This is a genomic window from Pseudomonas anatoliensis, assembly GCF_017976235.1.
Classification (GTDB): domain Bacteria; phylum Pseudomonadota; class Gammaproteobacteria; order Pseudomonadales; family Pseudomonadaceae; genus Aquipseudomonas; species Aquipseudomonas anatoliensis.
In genome coordinates this window covers 338,492-353,678 of record NZ_JACVHC010000003.1, presented here as the reverse complement: position 1 = coordinate 353,678, position 15,187 = coordinate 338,492, and the positions used below count along the sequence as shown (strand labels likewise).

At 58.9% G+C, this 15,187-nt stretch carries 14 protein-coding genes; 3 read left to right on the top strand and 11 right to left on the bottom strand.

The features are described from left to right. Positions 1 to 133: 133 nt before the first annotated feature. The 6 genes from ilvD to ICA16_RS11100 all read right to left on the bottom strand — a co-directional run bounded on the left by ilvD (position 134) and on the right by ICA16_RS11100 (position 7,971). Complete coding sequence (gene ilvD, locus ICA16_RS11125) at positions 134 to 1,975, bottom strand: dihydroxy-acid dehydratase (RefSeq protein ID WP_150617860.1); 1,842 nt, start codon at positions 1,973 to 1,975, stop codon at positions 134 to 136. 267 nt (positions 1,976 to 2,242) lie between these two features. Next, the gene (locus ICA16_RS11120) at positions 2,243 to 3,475 is read right to left on the bottom strand and encodes an MFS transporter (protein ID WP_210700622.1); all 1,233 of its coding nucleotides are present in this window, start codon (positions 3,473 to 3,475) and stop codon (positions 2,243 to 2,245) included. Then, entirely contained in the window at positions 3,468 to 4,445 is a 978-nt protein-coding gene (locus ICA16_RS11115; protein WP_150617858.1) for a diiron oxygenase, read from the bottom strand. Before ICA16_RS11115 ends, ICA16_RS11120 begins: the two co-directional genes overlap by 8 nt. Further along, positions 4,442 to 5,515 (bottom strand): SagB family peptide dehydrogenase, encoded by a 1,074-nt coding sequence (locus ICA16_RS11110; protein WP_210700621.1) that lies wholly within the window; start codon positions 5,513 to 5,515, stop codon positions 4,442 to 4,444. The genes ICA16_RS11115 and ICA16_RS11110 overlap by 4 nt, the downstream gene beginning before the upstream one ends. Positions 5,516 to 5,967: 452 nt before the next feature. After that, positions 5,968 to 7,164: a class I SAM-dependent rRNA methyltransferase gene (locus tag ICA16_RS11105; RefSeq protein WP_150593576.1), complete on the bottom strand. Its 1,197-nt coding sequence runs from the start codon at positions 7,162 to 7,164 to the stop codon at positions 5,968 to 5,970. Positions 7,165 to 7,431: 267 nt separating this feature from the next. Further along, complete coding sequence (locus tag ICA16_RS11100; protein WP_150602003.1) at positions 7,432 to 7,971, bottom strand: type 1 glutamine amidotransferase domain-containing protein; 540 nt, start codon at positions 7,969 to 7,971, stop codon at positions 7,432 to 7,434. A 228-nt stretch (positions 7,972 to 8,199) separates the two neighbouring features. On the opposite strand from ICA16_RS11100, the gene ICA16_RS11095 reads away from it, so the two are divergent. The 3 genes from ICA16_RS11095 (at position 8,200) to ICA16_RS11085 (ending at position 10,231) form a co-directional block, all read left to right on the top strand. Beyond that, positions 8,200 to 9,012: an HDOD domain-containing protein gene (locus ICA16_RS11095; RefSeq protein WP_210700798.1), complete on the top strand. Its 813-nt coding sequence runs from the start codon at positions 8,200 to 8,202 to the stop codon at positions 9,010 to 9,012. Positions 9,013 to 9,024: 12 nt separating this feature from the next. After that, on the top strand, positions 9,025 to 9,837 hold the full coding sequence (mutM, locus tag ICA16_RS11090; protein WP_150602001.1) for a bifunctional DNA-formamidopyrimidine glycosylase/DNA-(apurinic or apyrimidinic site) lyase: 813 nt from the start codon (positions 9,025 to 9,027) through the stop codon (positions 9,835 to 9,837). 70 nt (positions 9,838 to 9,907) lie between these two features. Continuing rightward, on the top strand, positions 9,908 to 10,231 hold the full coding sequence (locus ICA16_RS11085) for a multidrug transporter (protein ID WP_150617855.1): 324 nt from the start codon (positions 9,908 to 9,910) through the stop codon (positions 10,229 to 10,231). A gap of 150 nt (positions 10,232 to 10,381) precedes the next feature. Here ICA16_RS11085 and ICA16_RS11080 read toward each other — a convergent pair whose 3' ends face one another. From ICA16_RS11080 to ICA16_RS11060, 5 genes are all read right to left on the bottom strand, one after another. Further along, the gene (locus ICA16_RS11080) at positions 10,382 to 10,633 is read right to left on the bottom strand and encodes a YfhL family 4Fe-4S dicluster ferredoxin (protein WP_150617854.1); all 252 of its coding nucleotides are present in this window, start codon (positions 10,631 to 10,633) and stop codon (positions 10,382 to 10,384) included. Between the two features lie 146 nt (positions 10,634 to 10,779). Then, positions 10,780 to 11,259, bottom strand: a complete 480-nt coding sequence (gene coaD / locus ICA16_RS11075) for a pantetheine-phosphate adenylyltransferase (RefSeq protein WP_150593581.1) — start codon at positions 11,257 to 11,259, stop codon at positions 10,780 to 10,782. A 115-nt stretch (positions 11,260 to 11,374) separates the two neighbouring features. Further along, on the bottom strand, positions 11,375 to 12,970 hold the full coding sequence (locus tag ICA16_RS11070; protein WP_210700620.1) for a GMC family oxidoreductase: 1,596 nt from the start codon (positions 12,968 to 12,970) through the stop codon (positions 11,375 to 11,377). Between the two features lie 91 nt (positions 12,971 to 13,061). Then, a complete protein-coding gene (locus tag ICA16_RS11065; RefSeq protein WP_210700619.1) occupies positions 13,062 to 13,607 on the bottom strand; it encodes a twin-arginine translocation pathway signal protein in 546 nt (181 codons plus the stop codon). Positions 13,608 to 13,639: 32 nt separating this feature from the next. Beyond that, positions 13,640 to 15,070: a coniferyl aldehyde dehydrogenase gene (locus ICA16_RS11060; RefSeq protein WP_210700618.1), complete on the bottom strand. Its 1,431-nt coding sequence runs from the start codon at positions 15,068 to 15,070 to the stop codon at positions 13,640 to 13,642. Positions 15,071 to 15,187 lie beyond the last annotated feature (117 nt).

The following is a 15,187-nucleotide window of genomic DNA, read 5'->3' as shown; positions in this document are numbered from 1 at the left end:
TGCCGAAGGTTGCGATCTTTTAAAGGCAAGATCAAAAGATCGCAGCCTTCGGCAGCTCCTACAGGGGGGCGAGTCTTCAGGCAAAAAAATGCCCCGCACTTTAGCGGGGCATTTTTGTTTTTGCTGTCGAGGCTTACAGCCCGTCGAGCATCGCCTTGTCACGCACAGCGCCTTTGTCGGCACTGGTTGCCAGCAGGGCGTAGGCCTTAAGGGCGGTGGTGACTTTGCGTGGACGGATTTCCACCGGTTTCCAGCCTTTCTTGTCCTGCTCAATCCGGCGTGCGGCCAGTTCTTCGTCGCTGACCAACAGGTTGATCGAGCGATTTGGAATGTCGATCAGCACCTTGTCGCCATCCTGCACCAGGCCAATCGCACCGCCTGCCGCGGCTTCTGGCGAAGCGTGGCCGATGGACAGACCCGAGGTACCGCCGGAGAAACGGCCGTCGGTAAGCAGGGCGCACGCTTTGCCCAGTCCTTTGGATTTCAGGTACGAAGTCGGGTAGAGCATTTCTTGCATGCCCGGGCCACCTTTCGGGCCTTCGTAGCGAATGATGACGATGTCGCCTTCTTTCACTTCGTCGGCGAGGATGCCGCGTACGGCGCTGTCCTGGCTTTCGAAGATTTTCGCGTTGCCTTCAAAGACGTGGATCGACTCGTCGACGCCAGCGGTTTTCACCACGCAGCCATCGAGCGCGATGTTGCCGTAGAGCACGGCCAGGCCACCTTCTTTCGAATAGGCGTGCTCGAAGCTACGGATGCAGCCGTTTTCACGGTCGTCATCGAGGCTTTCCCAACGCGTCGACTGGCTGAATGCAGTCTGGGTCGGGATGCCCGCCGGGCCCGCCTTGAAGAAGTGATGCACGGCTTCATCGGTGGTCTGGGTGATGTCCCACTTGGCGATGGCTTCTTCCATGCTGCGGCTGTGCACGGTCGGCAGGTCTGTGTGCAGCAGGCCGCCCCGGGCCAGCGAACCGAGGATGCTGAAGATGCCGCCGGCACGGTGCACATCTTCCATGTGGTACTTCTGGATGTTCGGCGCGACTTTGCACAGCTGCGGCACGATGCGCGACAGGCGATCAATGTCACGCAGGTCGAAAGCGATTTCGGCTTCTTGCGCGGCAGCCAGCAAATGCAGGATGGTGTTGGTCGAACCGCCCATGGCGATGTCGAGCATCATCGCGTTCTCGAACGCCTTGAAATTGGCGATGTTACGCGGCAATACCGACTCGTCGTCCTCTGTGTAGTAGCGCTTGCACAGCTCGACGATGGTGCGGCCGGCCTGCAGGAACAGTTGTTCGCGGTCGCTGTGGGTAGCGAGGGTCGAACCGTTGCCCGGCAGTGCAAGACCGAGGGCTTCGGTCAGGCAGTTCATCGAGTTGGCGGTGAACATGCCGGAGCACGAGCCGCAGGTAGGGCAGGCGCTGCGCTCGTATTCAGCGACTTTCTCGTCAGAAGCGCTGGCGTCGGCGGCGATGACCATGGCATCGACGAGGTCGAGGCCGTGGGAGGCGAGTTTGGTCTTGCCTGCTTCCATCGGGCCGCCGGAAACGAAAATCACCGGAATGTTCAGGCGCAAGGCAGCCATCAACATACCCGGGGTGATCTTGTCGCAGTTGGAGATGCAGACAATGGCGTCGGCGCAGTGGGCGTTGACCATGTACTCGACGGAGTCGGCGATGATCTCGCGGCTCGGCAGCGAATAGAGCATGCCGTCGTGGCCCATGGCGATGCCGTCATCCACGGCGATGGTGTTGAATTCCTTGGCCACGCCACCGGCGCGTTCGATTTCACGGGCGACCAACTGGCCCAGATCCTTCAGGTGCACATGGCCCGGTACGAACTGGGTGAATGAGTTGGCAATGGCGATGATCGGCTTTTTGAAGTCGTCATCTTTCATCCCGGTGGCGCGCCACAGTGCGCGGGCGCCGGCCATGTTGCGGCCGTGGGTGGATGTTTTCGAACGATAATCTGGCATGGAGCACTCCGGGCGGCTAATCACTTACTAATCAGGTGCAAAAGGGGAGAGAGCTTCTATTGACGTCTGGAACACTCAGAAATAGCCGTGTGTCCTGAAGTTGCCGATGACTTTGCGGGATCGCCGCTTGCCTCAGCCTGAGCTCATAAACCCGCCGGGGGATGAATGGCGATGAATCTGGCGATTCTACACCGCTGGCGTCTGGAGGGAATGGCGCAAAGCGTTGTTGCAGTGCCGACGGTGCCTGTTGCGTGACGACCGGCAGGATTAATCGCTGTCCGGCTGCACGATCGCGCTGGTCTGAAGGTTTTTTGCTCGACGGCTGATGCCTCTGTTCAATGCCAGTGCCACGCAACTGAGCAGCACGAAACTGTAGCCCAGCGTGAATTGCAGATTGGCAGGACTGAGGCTTATCAGCGCGCTGATCAATCCGCCGCAAATGAAAACGATGGTGCTGCCGGCCGAGGCGGAGGTACCGGCGTTATCGGGAAACAGGCCCATGGCCCGAGAAGTAGCGGCCGGCCGGGAGATGGTAGTTCCAGCGGTACACATCAGCATCGGGATCAGCACAGCCATCGGGGTCAGCGCATGGTGGGTCGCCAGATACAGCGTCAGCAGCCCCGACGACAGGATCAGACTCAGCCCGATAATGATTTGCCGGCCGGGCGTGATGCGTCGACTCAGCAAGGAGGCGATGATGCCGCCGGCAACATAGGCAGCACCGTAAATCAGCAGAATCAGCGAAAAGTCATAAGGCGCGAGTTGCAATTGATCCATGAAGATCAGCGGCGAAATAACGATGAACGAGAAGTGGCAGGCGAAGGCAAACGCTGATATCAGCCAGTAGCTGACGAACTCGAAACTCCCCAGCACCCGTTGGTAAGACTGTATGAAACCCAGTCGTTCGCCGTTGCTGGCCGGACGAATGTTGTCCAGAAGCAACCAGGCTTTGACGAGTACCACTGTCGATAGCGCAATAAATACCCAGAAACTGCCGCGCCAGCCAAGGGTGGCCTGCAGAAAGGTGCCGGCCAGCGGTGAAACTGAAATGAAGATCCCGCCTGCAGTGACCATCAGGATGCGCAGGCGATCGCGCTCTTCTCCCGCGAACAGATCCTGCACCAGCGCTTGGGACAGCACGAAACAGCCGCACCCCACTGCCTGCACAACCCGAAATATCAGAAACAGCGTGTAATCGCTGGTCATCACGCAACCAAGAGCGCCGAGTATCGACACGATCATGCCCGCGAGCAGCAAGCCCTTGCGCCCGATCACGTCGGACAGTGGCCCGATCAAGACCTGGGCAAACGCGATTCCCACGGCGAACAGACTGATCGACAGCGCAATGTCGCTCGGTGTGGTGCGAAAGTGCGTCGCCAGTGCCGGAAATGAAGGCAGCACGACATCCAGCGGAAACACGCCAAGCAGCACCATTGCCAATAAAAGGCTGACCGCGCCACGGCGTCGTTTGGCGTTTGCCACTGATTCTCTGTTATCCATCGATCAGACCTGCCTTGGCGAAGCGTTGCTGGTTGGTGGGCCAGGCAAAAAAACCGGCTTTTTTCAGTGCGTCCAATGTGGCGGTGGCACCTGAGCGTGCGCGCAGTCGAGTGGCTTGCGGCGCCGTTACGCTGGCGATGATGTCGGTCACGGCACTGTCGGTGATGCCTGCTCCACGCAGGCTCTGTTGCAACCAGCGCTCGTCGGCTTCGAAGAACATCCCGATGATCTCCAACAGCGATCTGGAGGCGAAGGTTCGCTGGCGATTGTTCAAGGTCAGCCACAGGTAGTGGAACACTTCGGCGAAGTAGCGGCTGTGGCGGGCTTCGTCGGCCAGATGATCGCGCAGCATCTCGTTGACGCTGGACACCAGACTGTTGCGACAGACATCCAGCAGCTCCCGGGCAATGATGGTTTCCGAGACGAAGCCGAGCAGAAACCAGACCAGTGGGCGGTTTTTCTCCGAAGTGCGGGCGACCAGGGCGTTCATGCGCGTAATCCGCTTTGGCATCGCCGGACGTTCGATGATCCCGTAGAACCCGGCGATCTGATCGGCGAGACGATCGGAAAACAGCGCGTGATAGCCCTCGTCGGTATAGAGCTGCAGCGCGGCGTGCTTCATTGCTTGAGGCACATGAACCGGCAGTTCCCGGTGGATGATGACTTCCACCGCGCGATTCACGATGCGGTGTTCGAGCAGGGTGGTGTAGTCGAGAAAGTGCACCAGATGATTGGCCGTCAGCCTATGCATAACATCACGCCCTGCTGCTTGAATGGCAGGATGCGACAGGTAGGGCAGGAAGTCCGGTGGAAACCAGTAACGACTTTCTAATTGTTGCTGCACATCGTCCGGCAACTGATAGTCATGAGTGCTGGTGCGGACCGAGGCTCGGCTGTCCCAGTCTCCCAAGGTGAATTTGAGCGCCCAGGACGTCGGCGCTTCGCTCGGATCGGCGCTGAGGACGGTCATGCCTGGACCTCGCGCAACAGTTCGCGCATTTCCTGGCACATTGCCTGTCCATCGCTTTCCCCGCAGCCGACAAAGAATATTGGCTGTTCAGCGCTTCCCTCAAGTTTGAGGTGTGTTTCGACTTGCTCATCGGCAAACGCGCCGGTCAACCAGGTGTTCAGGCCCAGTGCCGTGGCAACCAGTTGAAAGGTTTGTGACAAGTGACCGGCCTCAACGAACGCCATGCGATAAGCGCGGGAGTGCCCATACTTCCACCAAAGCCGATCAAACCGCGCCGTGATGAACAATCCCAGCGGCAGGTTGTTGATGAAATGCTGGCCACCGAGCAACTGGCCCAGTGCCGATGACGGCAATGGATTGACTCGACTGATGGAGTGTTCGTCCGGGTGATAGGCATAAATCCCGGGCGACAGGTCGTCGACGTTCTGCACCAGCAGAAAACCTTCGCATGCGTTCAGGCCACCGCCGGAGGGACTGCTGCGCCGTGCGCAAAGGTCTTCGGCGATGCTGTCATCCCGATCGGTGTCGCGTTCGCGCAGGTAACCGAGAGTCAGGTAAAGCAAAGTGCTGACGTTATTGAGCGTCATCGCTGCACCGGTAAAGGAGCGACAGGTTTTTCGCTGGAGCAGCGCGTTAGCCAGGCTGTCGTCGCTCAATTCGTCCGGGTCGGGCAAACAGATATGTTGCTCAACCTCGTGTTGCGGACGGCTTTTTGCAGGCGACGGGGTGGCCAGCACTTCGTCACAGTGCGCCAGGTATTGCCTGGACCACTCTTGAATATTCTGTGGGGTGTATTCGCAGGGAATGTTTTGCGTGCCGATATGATAAATCTTCGACAGTTCATCCCAGCCCCAATGCGGATTGTCTATTTTTGAAACGGTTAGAATGCCCGCGTTTAATAGTTGTGTGTCTATGATGTTGTGTGTGTCAAACAACTCGGGATCGTTTATTAGTTGGGCAAGGCGTGACGTATAATTCAGATCAAGTACATGTTGGGTGTGATCTTTGTAGTTCCAGACTATTTGTCCGGGCGAGCGCGGCAATATAAATAAATAAGGATTGATATACATAGGGTTCATTCACTCTGGATAAAGTCGAAAGGACGCCGAGGGACCGGCACTCCCCAGCGTCCCGACTTATTTAACGGGCTTTAGGCGCAACCAGAAAAGCCAGGTTTGCGATTTTGTTGGTTTCCAGAGAAATGTTTTTCATGATGTGAACTCCTTGTTCATTGATAGTTGAAGTCACCTCGTGGTGACAACTTCATAATAGTTTGTAATGGATTATTGGCAAGGGGATATTAAGTAGGAATATTCCAGTATTTTTGTCGGAGCGATCTTTAGCAGGTGATGAACTTTGTAGGGAAAGTTTCAATAATTAAAAGACGTGAGGAAACGTCCTGCACGTCAATCGGACGGCAGTGTAGGAAGTCGTGATAACAAAGGAAAAAATCGTTGAGAAGCCGTCAGGTTCAGGCGTAAAGCAAACGGGGAGCCATGAGGCTCCCCGTCATCCGCATTGATCAGCTGTTAGGCAGCAGGCGGCAGGTGATGCTCTTGATGTAGCGGGTTTCGGCGATGGCCGGGTGGACCGGGTGATCCGGGCCCTGACCGCCGCGCTCCAGCAACTGGATGTTGCGATCCAGGTGGCGGGCGCTGGTCAGCAGGATGTTCTGCAGATCGTCTTCCGGCAGGTGCATCGAGCACGAAGCACTGACCAGGATGCCGTCCTTGTTGAGCAGGCGCATGGCTTGCTCGTTCAGGCGACGGTACGCACCTTCGCCGTTCTTCATGTCTTTCTTGCGTTTGATGAACGCTGGCGGGTCGGCCACGATCACGTCGAAGCGCTCTTCGCTGGCCTTCAGTTCTTTCAAGGCTTCAAAGACATCGCCTTCGATGCAGGTCATCTTGTCGGCAAAGCCGTTCAGTGCAGCGTTGCGCTCGACACCATCAAGGGCGAAGGCCGAAGCATCGACGCAGAACACTTCGCTGGCGCCGAATGCGGCAGCCTGCACGCCCCACCCACCGATGTAGCTATAGAGGTCGAGTACACGTTTGCCTTTGGCGTATGGCGCCAGGCGTGCGCGGTTCATGCGGTGGTCATAGAACCAGCCGGTTTTCTGCCCCTGAATGACCGGCGCTTCGAACTTCACGCCGTTCTCTTCCAGTGCGACCCATTCCGGTACCAGACCGAACACGGTTTCGACGTAGCGGTTGAGGCCTTCGGCGTCACGCGCAGCGGAATCGTTCTTGAACAGAATGCCGCTTGGCTTGAGCACTTGGGTCAGCGCGGCGATCACGTCATCTTTATGCGCTTCCATGGTCGCCGAGGCGATCTGCACCACGAGGATGTCGCCAAAACGGTCAACGACCAGACCTGGCAGCAGGTCGGAGTCACCGTACACCAGACGGTAGAACGGCTTGTCGAACAGGCGATCGCGCAGCGACAGCGCTACGTTGAGGCGATGCACCAGCAGGGATTTGTCCAGTTGCACCTTGATGTCGCGGGACACCAGACGGGCGCAGATCAGGTTGTTCGGGCTCATCGCGACGATGCCCAGCGGCTTGCCGCCGGCAGCTTCGAGGATCGCTTGATCGCCGGCTTTGAAGCCGTGCAGTGGCGTGGCCGCCACATCGATTTCGTTGCTGTAGACCCACAAGTGGCCGTTGCGCAGGCGACGGTCGGCATTGGCTTTGAGGCGCAGGCTAGGCAGGGACATGACGTCGCTCCGGAAAAAAGAGCGGGAGTATAGCGTGTTGGGCCCGCTGATTGGCCTGCGAATGGACATATGGCTTGGGAGTCAATCCGGGCTGCTGTGGTAGTGAGAGCTTCTGTGGCGAGGGGATTTATCCCCGATCGGCTGCGCAGCAGTCGCAAAACCAGATAACTCGGTTCCCTGATACAACTTGTAAGTCGATCTGGGGCGGCGCCGCCGCCCATCGGGGATAAATCCCCTCACCACAGAAACCCCTGTAGCCCTCCAGTATCAGGCCGACAGCGCGTCGATCAACTCACGACTAAACGCCGGAATATCATCCGGCTGACGACTGCTGATCAAGTGGCCGTCTCTGACCACTTCCTGATCGACCCAGTTGGCACCGGCATTCACCAGATCGTCTTTGAGCGTCTTGTAGCTGGTCATGGTCTTGCCATTGACCAACCCCGCCGAAATCAACAGCCATCCGCCATGGCAGATCACCGCAATCGGTTTGCCGGCCGAGGTGCCAGTCTTGACCAGATGCTGGGCATCCTGGTCGATGCGGATGGTGTCGGAGTTCTGTACGCCACCGGGCAATACGATGGCGTCATATTGCTCGCTGCTGGCGGCCTGGAAGGTCTGGTCGACCTTGAAGTCATCCGCCGGTTTGTCATGGTTCCAGCCTTTGACCGTGCCTTCTTCGGCCGAGAGGATATCGACCTGAGCGCCGGCCTGTTCGAGCGCTTGCTTGGGACCTGTCAATTCAACCTGTTCGAAACCATCGGTTACCAAAAAAGCCACGCGCTTGCCGTTGAGTTGAGTAGCCATCGATAAGCTCCTGAGTCTGTGGGAATTTGCCGCCCCGTGGGATCGAAATGATCCGTTGGGCATTACAGAGTCCGAAGCCGGCGCTTGAATGAAAGTTCCTGACAATTGCCCACTGGTGTGTCGTCCTGCGGTTTTTAGAGGTTAGAATCGCCGCCTGTCCCAGAGTGTGTACTTATGTCCCAAGAGCTGACCGCCGAACAGATTCAACAATCCCTGCAAGGCATCAGCGTGCCCGCGCAGCCGCAGATCATGGTGGATCTGCAAATGGAGCAGTACATGCCTGACCCGGACCTGGAGGTGATCGCCAAGCTGATCGCCCAGGATCCGGGCTTGTCCGGCTCGCTGCTGAAAATCGTCAACTCGCCGTATTACGGTTTGAGCAACAAGATCACTTCGATCCAGCGTGCGGTGAACCTGTTGGGCAGTCGTTCGATCATCAACCTGATCAACGCGCAGTCGATCAAGGGCGAGATGAACGATGACACCATCGTCACGCTCAACCGTTTCTGGGACACCGCCCAGGATGTGGCGATGACGTGTCTGACCCTGGCCAAGCGCATTGGCACTCAGGCCGGCGACGAAGCCTACGCATTGGGTCTGTTCCACGATTGCGGCGTGCCGTTGATGCTGCAGCGCTTTCCCAATTACATGTCGGTTCTGGAAAAGGCCTACGCCCATGCCAGCGCCGAATGCCGGGTGGTGGACACCGAAAACAACGAGTTCAACACCAACCACGCCGTGGTCGGCTACTACACGGCCAAGTCCTGGCGCCTGCCGGAACACGTCAGTGCGGCAATCGCCAATCACCACAACGCGCTGGCGATATTCAGCGACGAGTCCTCGCGCAACAGTCAACTGAAGAACCTGATGGCGATCCTCAAGATGGCCGAGCACATTTGCGCGTCCTATCGGGTACTGGGCAACCAGACCGAAGATTTCGAATGGAACGCGGTCGGCCCGCTGGTGCTTGATTACGTCGGCCTGTCGGAATACGACTTCGAAACCCTCAAACAAACGATCCGCGACTTAGGCGCGCATTGATTCGAGGACGCCATGCCTGAACTGCCGGAAGTCGAAACCACCCGCCGGGGCATTGCTCCGCATCTGGAAGGCCAGCGCGTCAGCCGAGTGATCGTGCGCGACCGCCGGCTGCGCTGGCCGATCCCTGAAGACCTCGATGTGCGCCTGTCGGGCCAGCGCATCGTGCTGGTGGAACGGCGGGCCAAGTATCTGTTGATCAACGCCGAAGTCGGCACGTTGATCAGCCATCTGGGCATGTCGGGTAATTTGCGCCTGGTCGAAGTCGGGTTGCCGGCGCTCAAGCATGAGCATGTCGATATCGAACTGGAATCCGGTCTGGCCCTGCGCTACACCGATCCACGGCGTTTCGGCGCGATGCTGTGGAGTACCGATCCACTCAATCACGAGTTGTTGATTCGTCTCGGGCCGGAGCCGTTGACCGATCTGTTCGACGGCGAACGGCTGTTTAAGCTGTCTCGCGGACGCTCGATGGCGGTCAAGCCGTTCATCATGGACAACGCAGTGGTGGTCGGGGTCGGCAATATTTATGCGACCGAAGCGCTGTTCGCCGCGGGCATTGATCCGCGTCGTGAGGCCGGGGGCATTTCCCGGGGGCGTTATCTGAAACTGGCGATCGAGATCAAACGCATCCTTGCCGCCGCCATCGAGCGTGGCGGCACCACGTTGCGTGATTTTATCGGCGGCGACGGACAACCGGGATATTTCCAGCAGGAGCTGTTTGTCTATGGCCGTGGTGGTGAACACTGCAAGGTCTGCGGCACCGGTCTGCGCGAAGTGAAGCTTGGCCAGCGCGCCAGCGTCTTTTGCCCGCGCTGTCAGAGCTGAGGCAAATCGTTCGAAAACATCCTACGGTCTATAGTGAGTTGTCTCACTGCCAAGCCCGAAGGATCGTGCCATGAAATCCCTGCAAGTCTTCTGTGCCGCACTGCTGCTGTGTTCCAGCCTGGCTGTACAGGCCACGGAAACCGGCAGCGGTGATCCGCGTTACACCATCCAGAACCCACCGGCCTACGCCATGCTTGGCGACTTGCTGATCGCCCGACCTTTGCTGGTGGTGGCGACGGTGATCGGTGCCGGAGCGTTTGTGGTGTCGTTGCCGTTTACCGCGCTGGGTGGCGGAATTGGCGATGCGGGGCAGGCGTTGGTGGTTGATCCGGCGCGAGCGGCGTTTGTGCGGTGTCTGGGGTGTATCGGGGAAGGGTTTGAGCAGCGCGAGTGAGCTGATCCGGATTTTGCTGTGTTGCCGATGGCCTCATCGCGGGCAAGCCCGCTCCCACAAGGTTTTGGTGTTCACACAATTTGTGTTCCACCACAGAACCCTGTGGGAGCGGGCTTGCCCGCGATGGCGTCGCTAGCGGCGCTGAAGAACTCAGGCCTTGCCGGTAATCTTGTTGTACTTCTCCATCAACTGTTCTTCAGTCTCCGGATGCGCTTCGTCCAGCGGAATGCAATCCACCGGGCAGACCTGCTGGCACTGCGGTTCGTCGTAGTGGCCGACGCACTGGGTGCACAGATTCGGGTCGATCACGTAGATCTCTTCGCCTTGGGAAATGGCGGCGTTCGGGCACTCGGGTTCGCAGACGTCGCAGTTGATGCAATCGTCGGTGATGATCAGGGACATGCTAACTCCAGCCGGGGCGGCAGGCCCGGGCGCTATAAACCAATGCGCGCAATTGTGCCGCATTGGCGCCCGGAGTGCACGCGGGTGCGATCAACTGCTGTATGTGGCTGCAATCAAGATCAAAAGATCGCAGCCTTCGGCAGCTCCTACTTTTTAAAGCGTAGGGTCAGGGCGTCCGCCACGGCCGGGTGGACGAACTTGCTGATATCGCCGCCCAGCGCGGCGATTTCCCGCACCAGCGTCGAGGAAATGAACGAGTAACGCTCGGATGGTGTGAGAAACAGGCTCTCGACATCCGGCGCCAACTGGCGGTTCATGTTGGCCAGCTGGAACTCGTATTCGAAGTCCGACACTGCCCGCAAACCACGCAGGAAGACATTGGCGTTCTGCTCTTTGGCGAAATGCGCCAGCAGCGTCGCGAAACCGACCACTTCCACGTTCGGCAGGTGTTTGGTGACCTCGCGAGCCAGTTCTACCCGTTGTTCCAGCGGGAACAGCGGGTTCTTCTTGGGGCTGGCGGCGACCGCAATGATCACGTGATCGAACAGGCGCGAGGCGCGTTCGACCAGATCGCCATGGCCCTTGGTAATAGGGTCGAAGGTACCTGGGTACAACACTCGGTTCATCGCGTCGTCCTGGCGGGAGTCCGTTGGGGAGTCGGATGGTATCGCAGCCGTCCCGGTCGGCCAAGTCGCCTGTTGGGTAAGAAAGCACTATAGACGATAGGAATATTCTGCTTTTTCACGGATTTTTCAGCCGTTCGGCGAGGGAAGTGGCCAATTGCGCAGTCAGACCGTACACCGACAATTGTGGATTGGCGCCAATGCTGGTGGGGAATAGCGAGCCGTCATGAATCGACAGATTGCTCAGTTGATGATGGCGGCCAAGGCTGTCGGTGACTGCGGTTTTCGGGTCTTCACCCATCGCGCAGCCGCCCATGACGTGGGCGCTGCCCAGCCGCGTGCGATACAACTCAAGGCTCAAGCCATCGATGAGGCTCCGCGCCTCCGCCAGCGTCTTCACATAACGCGCGTCGGCGTGCATTGGCATCACCGCTTTGGCACCGCCGGCAAACTGGATCTCGGCCATGTGGTGAAACGCGCGGCGCAAGCCTTCCCAGGTGTAAGGCGAAACCTGATAGTCGAGCACCGGCGAGCCGTCACTGCGCAACTCGACATTGCCGCCCGGGCTGTCCGGGTGAAAACCGTCGCGCAATAACGCCAGCATCGCGTGTGTGTGTGGCAGATCGGCCATGTGCTGCGCGCTCTCCTGACCAAACCCGCCCAGCAGCGTGGCCGCCAGCGCCGGGTGCAGCGGCGGCACTTCCAGTTTGTAGCCTATCGGCCCAGTGGCACCGTCCTTCCATTGGAAGTGGTCGGAATAGATCGATTGCGGCGCTCCGTAGAAAGGGTTGATCACCTCGTCGAAGCGTCCGGCGGACATGTTCACCAAGTGCAGAAAAGTACGTTTGCCCACTCGCTGATGCGGATCCGGCGCATCGGAGCGCAGCAGCAGGGCAGGACTGTTGATGCCACCGCCGGCCAAAACGTAATGCCGCGCCTTGACGGTGATTTTGCGTCCTGTTGCCTCGACGCAGCGTTCATCCATGGCCACGCATTGCAGGCCGGTCACTTTGTCGCCGTTGATCAGCAGCTTTTCCGCGCGGGCCAGGTACAGCAGTTCGCCACCCTTTTCCAGGGTCGCCGGAATGGTCGTGACCATCATCGATTGCTTGGCGTTGGTCGGGCAGCCCATACCGCAGTAGCCGAGGTTCCAGCAGCCACGCACATTGCGCGGAATCACGTGCCAGCTGTAGCCGAGTTGCTCGCAGCCCTTGCGGATCACGTCGTTGTTGGGGTTCGGTGGAACCATCCACGGCGCGACGCCGAGGCGCTGCTCCATTTTTTCGAACCATGGCGCCATGTCGGCAGGGCTGTGGCCCCTGACGTTGTGCTCGGTGGCCCAGTGTTGGAGGGTTGGCTCTGGCGTGCGGAAGCTCGATGTCCAGTTGATCAGCGTCGTGCCGCCGACCGCGCGGCCCTGCAGGATGGTGATCGCGCCGTCCTTGCTCATGCGGCCGATGCCTTCCTGATAGAGGCTGCTGTAGGCCTCGTCTTCAAGCATTTTGAAGTCGGAGCTGGTTTTCAGCGGGCCTTCTTCGATCAGCAGCACTTTATAGCCGGCGGCGCTGAGGATTTCCGCGGTGGTACCGCCACCCGCGCCGCTGCCGATGATCGCGACATCTGTTTCGAGGGTCAGATCGGCAGGCAACTGCGCGCCGTTGTAGGTTTTCCAGCCTCGGGCGAGGCCTTCGCGGAAGGGGTCGGGTACGGGCATCGATCAGGCTCTCTTTATTATTTTTTAATTCGATTGTGAGGCGACTGACGCTATCGCGGGCAAGCCCGCTCCCACAGGTTTCGCGTGATGTTCAGACCGTGGGCGGGCCGGGATAACCGCAGTGCGCCCAGGATTCGCCGCGGCTGTACCAGGCCATCAGTACCATCTGCTGCAAAGAGCTATGACCCATACGCAACAGGCTCAACGAGCTGTTTTCCCAGCGATCGAGAAAGCTGCGCATTGCTTCGGGAGTGGCGTTTTCCCAACTGCCCCAGATCCCGGTGAGCGGCCCGCGCGTCACGGTCATGCCCAGCACGTCGAACAGCTGTCGAGTGAGTTTGAGCATTTCCGGCGACAGGTGATCGAGGCTGTAGTCCAGCGACTTGAGCGTGCCAGCCACCGCGTCCGGCATCTTTTCGGGAGCCACGGCGCCGTCGAGCATTACCGGAACCAGTGCGCGCAGAAACAGCAGGTCGCCGTCGCGCAACGAGATGAAACCGTTGGCCGCGACGCTCGACGAGCAGCCGCTGAGGCTGGCGCCGAGTCCCGCGGTGGCGAGGAATGCCGTGGCGCCGAGGCTGAATTTCAGCAGGCCACGGCGCGACAGTGCAGGTGTATCGGTCAGGCTTGGGTGCATTGTTTTTATTACCCGGCGGCGATGACGAATGTTTAGCGGATGAACAGCTTCTGGATCAGTTTCTGAATCGATTTTCCATAAGGCGGGTAAATCAGTCGGGCCGCATTGAAGCGCTGTTTAATCAGCACGCCTTTGGCTTTGCTGAAGGTCAGGAACCCTTCGTGACCATGGTAATGGCCCATCCCCGAAGCGCCGATGCCGCCAAAGGGCATGTCGTCCTGCGCCACATGCAGCAACGTGTCGTTCAGGCACACGCCGCCGGAATGGGTTTCGTGCAGCACGCGGTTCTGTTCGCGTTTGTCGTAGCCGAAGTAGTAAAGAGCCAGAGGTCGAGGCCGCTGATTGATGTAAGCGAATGCCTGCTCCAGATCTCGATACGGCACGATTGGCAACAGCGGGCCGAAGATTTCATCCTGCATCACCGTCATTTCGTCGCTGACATTCAACAAAACACTGTGCGGCATGCGCCGGCCTTGACCCTGCTCGAACAGCGGAATCAGCAGCGCGCCCTTGCTGGTGGCATCACTGACGTAGCTGTTGAGTCGGGCCAGTTGGCGTTCGTTGATGATTGCGGTGTAGTCCGGGTTGTCGGTGAGGGTCGGATAAAAACCCTGCACGGCCTGGCGATAGGCTTCGACGAAGCCGCCGACCCGGTCTTCCGGCACCAGCACGTAATCGGGGGCGACGCAGGTCTGCCCGGCGTTGAGGGTTTTGCCGAAGGCGATGCGTTCGGCGGCATCCTTGAGCGGCACATCACGGGAGACGATGGCCGGGGATTTGCCGCCCAGTTCCAGCGTGACGGGTGTGAGATTTTCTGCCGCAGCGCGCATCACGTGCTTGCCGATGCTGGTGGCGCCAGTGAACAGCATATGATCGAAGCGCAGACGGGAAAACGCCACGCCGATGTCAGCTTCGCCAAGCACCACACAGACCAGATCTTCGGGGAAGATTCGCGCCAGCAGCTCCTTGAGCAACAGGCCAGTGGCGGGGGTCGACTCGCTGAGTTTGAGCATCACTCGGTTGCCCGCCGCCAACGCGCCGACAAGTGGGCCGATGGCCAGATACAGCGGGTAATTCCACGGCACGATGACGCCGATCACGCCCAGTGGCTGGTAAACAACTTTCGCCGAGGCTGGCTGGAAAGCCATGCCGACCTTGCGCCGCGAAGGCTTCATCCAGCCATTGAGGTGACGGCTGGCGTAGTGAATGCCATGCAGGCTTGGCATCAATTCGGCAAGCAGCGTTTCATCGGCGCTGCGATGGCTGAAATCGGCACTGATTGCCTCGATCAAGGCCTGACGCTCGTTGCTGAGCAAATCGCGCAGGGCCTTGAGCCATTGCTGACGCTGGGCGGCAGGTGGCATCGGATTGGCGGCGTACGCGGCCCGTTGCGCATCGAACTGCCGATCAAGTGCTTGCAGTGGCTCTTGTAGCGTTTGCAGGTAGGCAATATCGGCAGTCATTGTTGGCTCCGGATTTTATTGTAATGAGGCACTTTTTAGAGTCTATGCTCTATAAAGTCAAATGACTTCCATGCACAGCAGTGTTTTATCCATTTCCGGTTAGGTCGTAAGATGCCC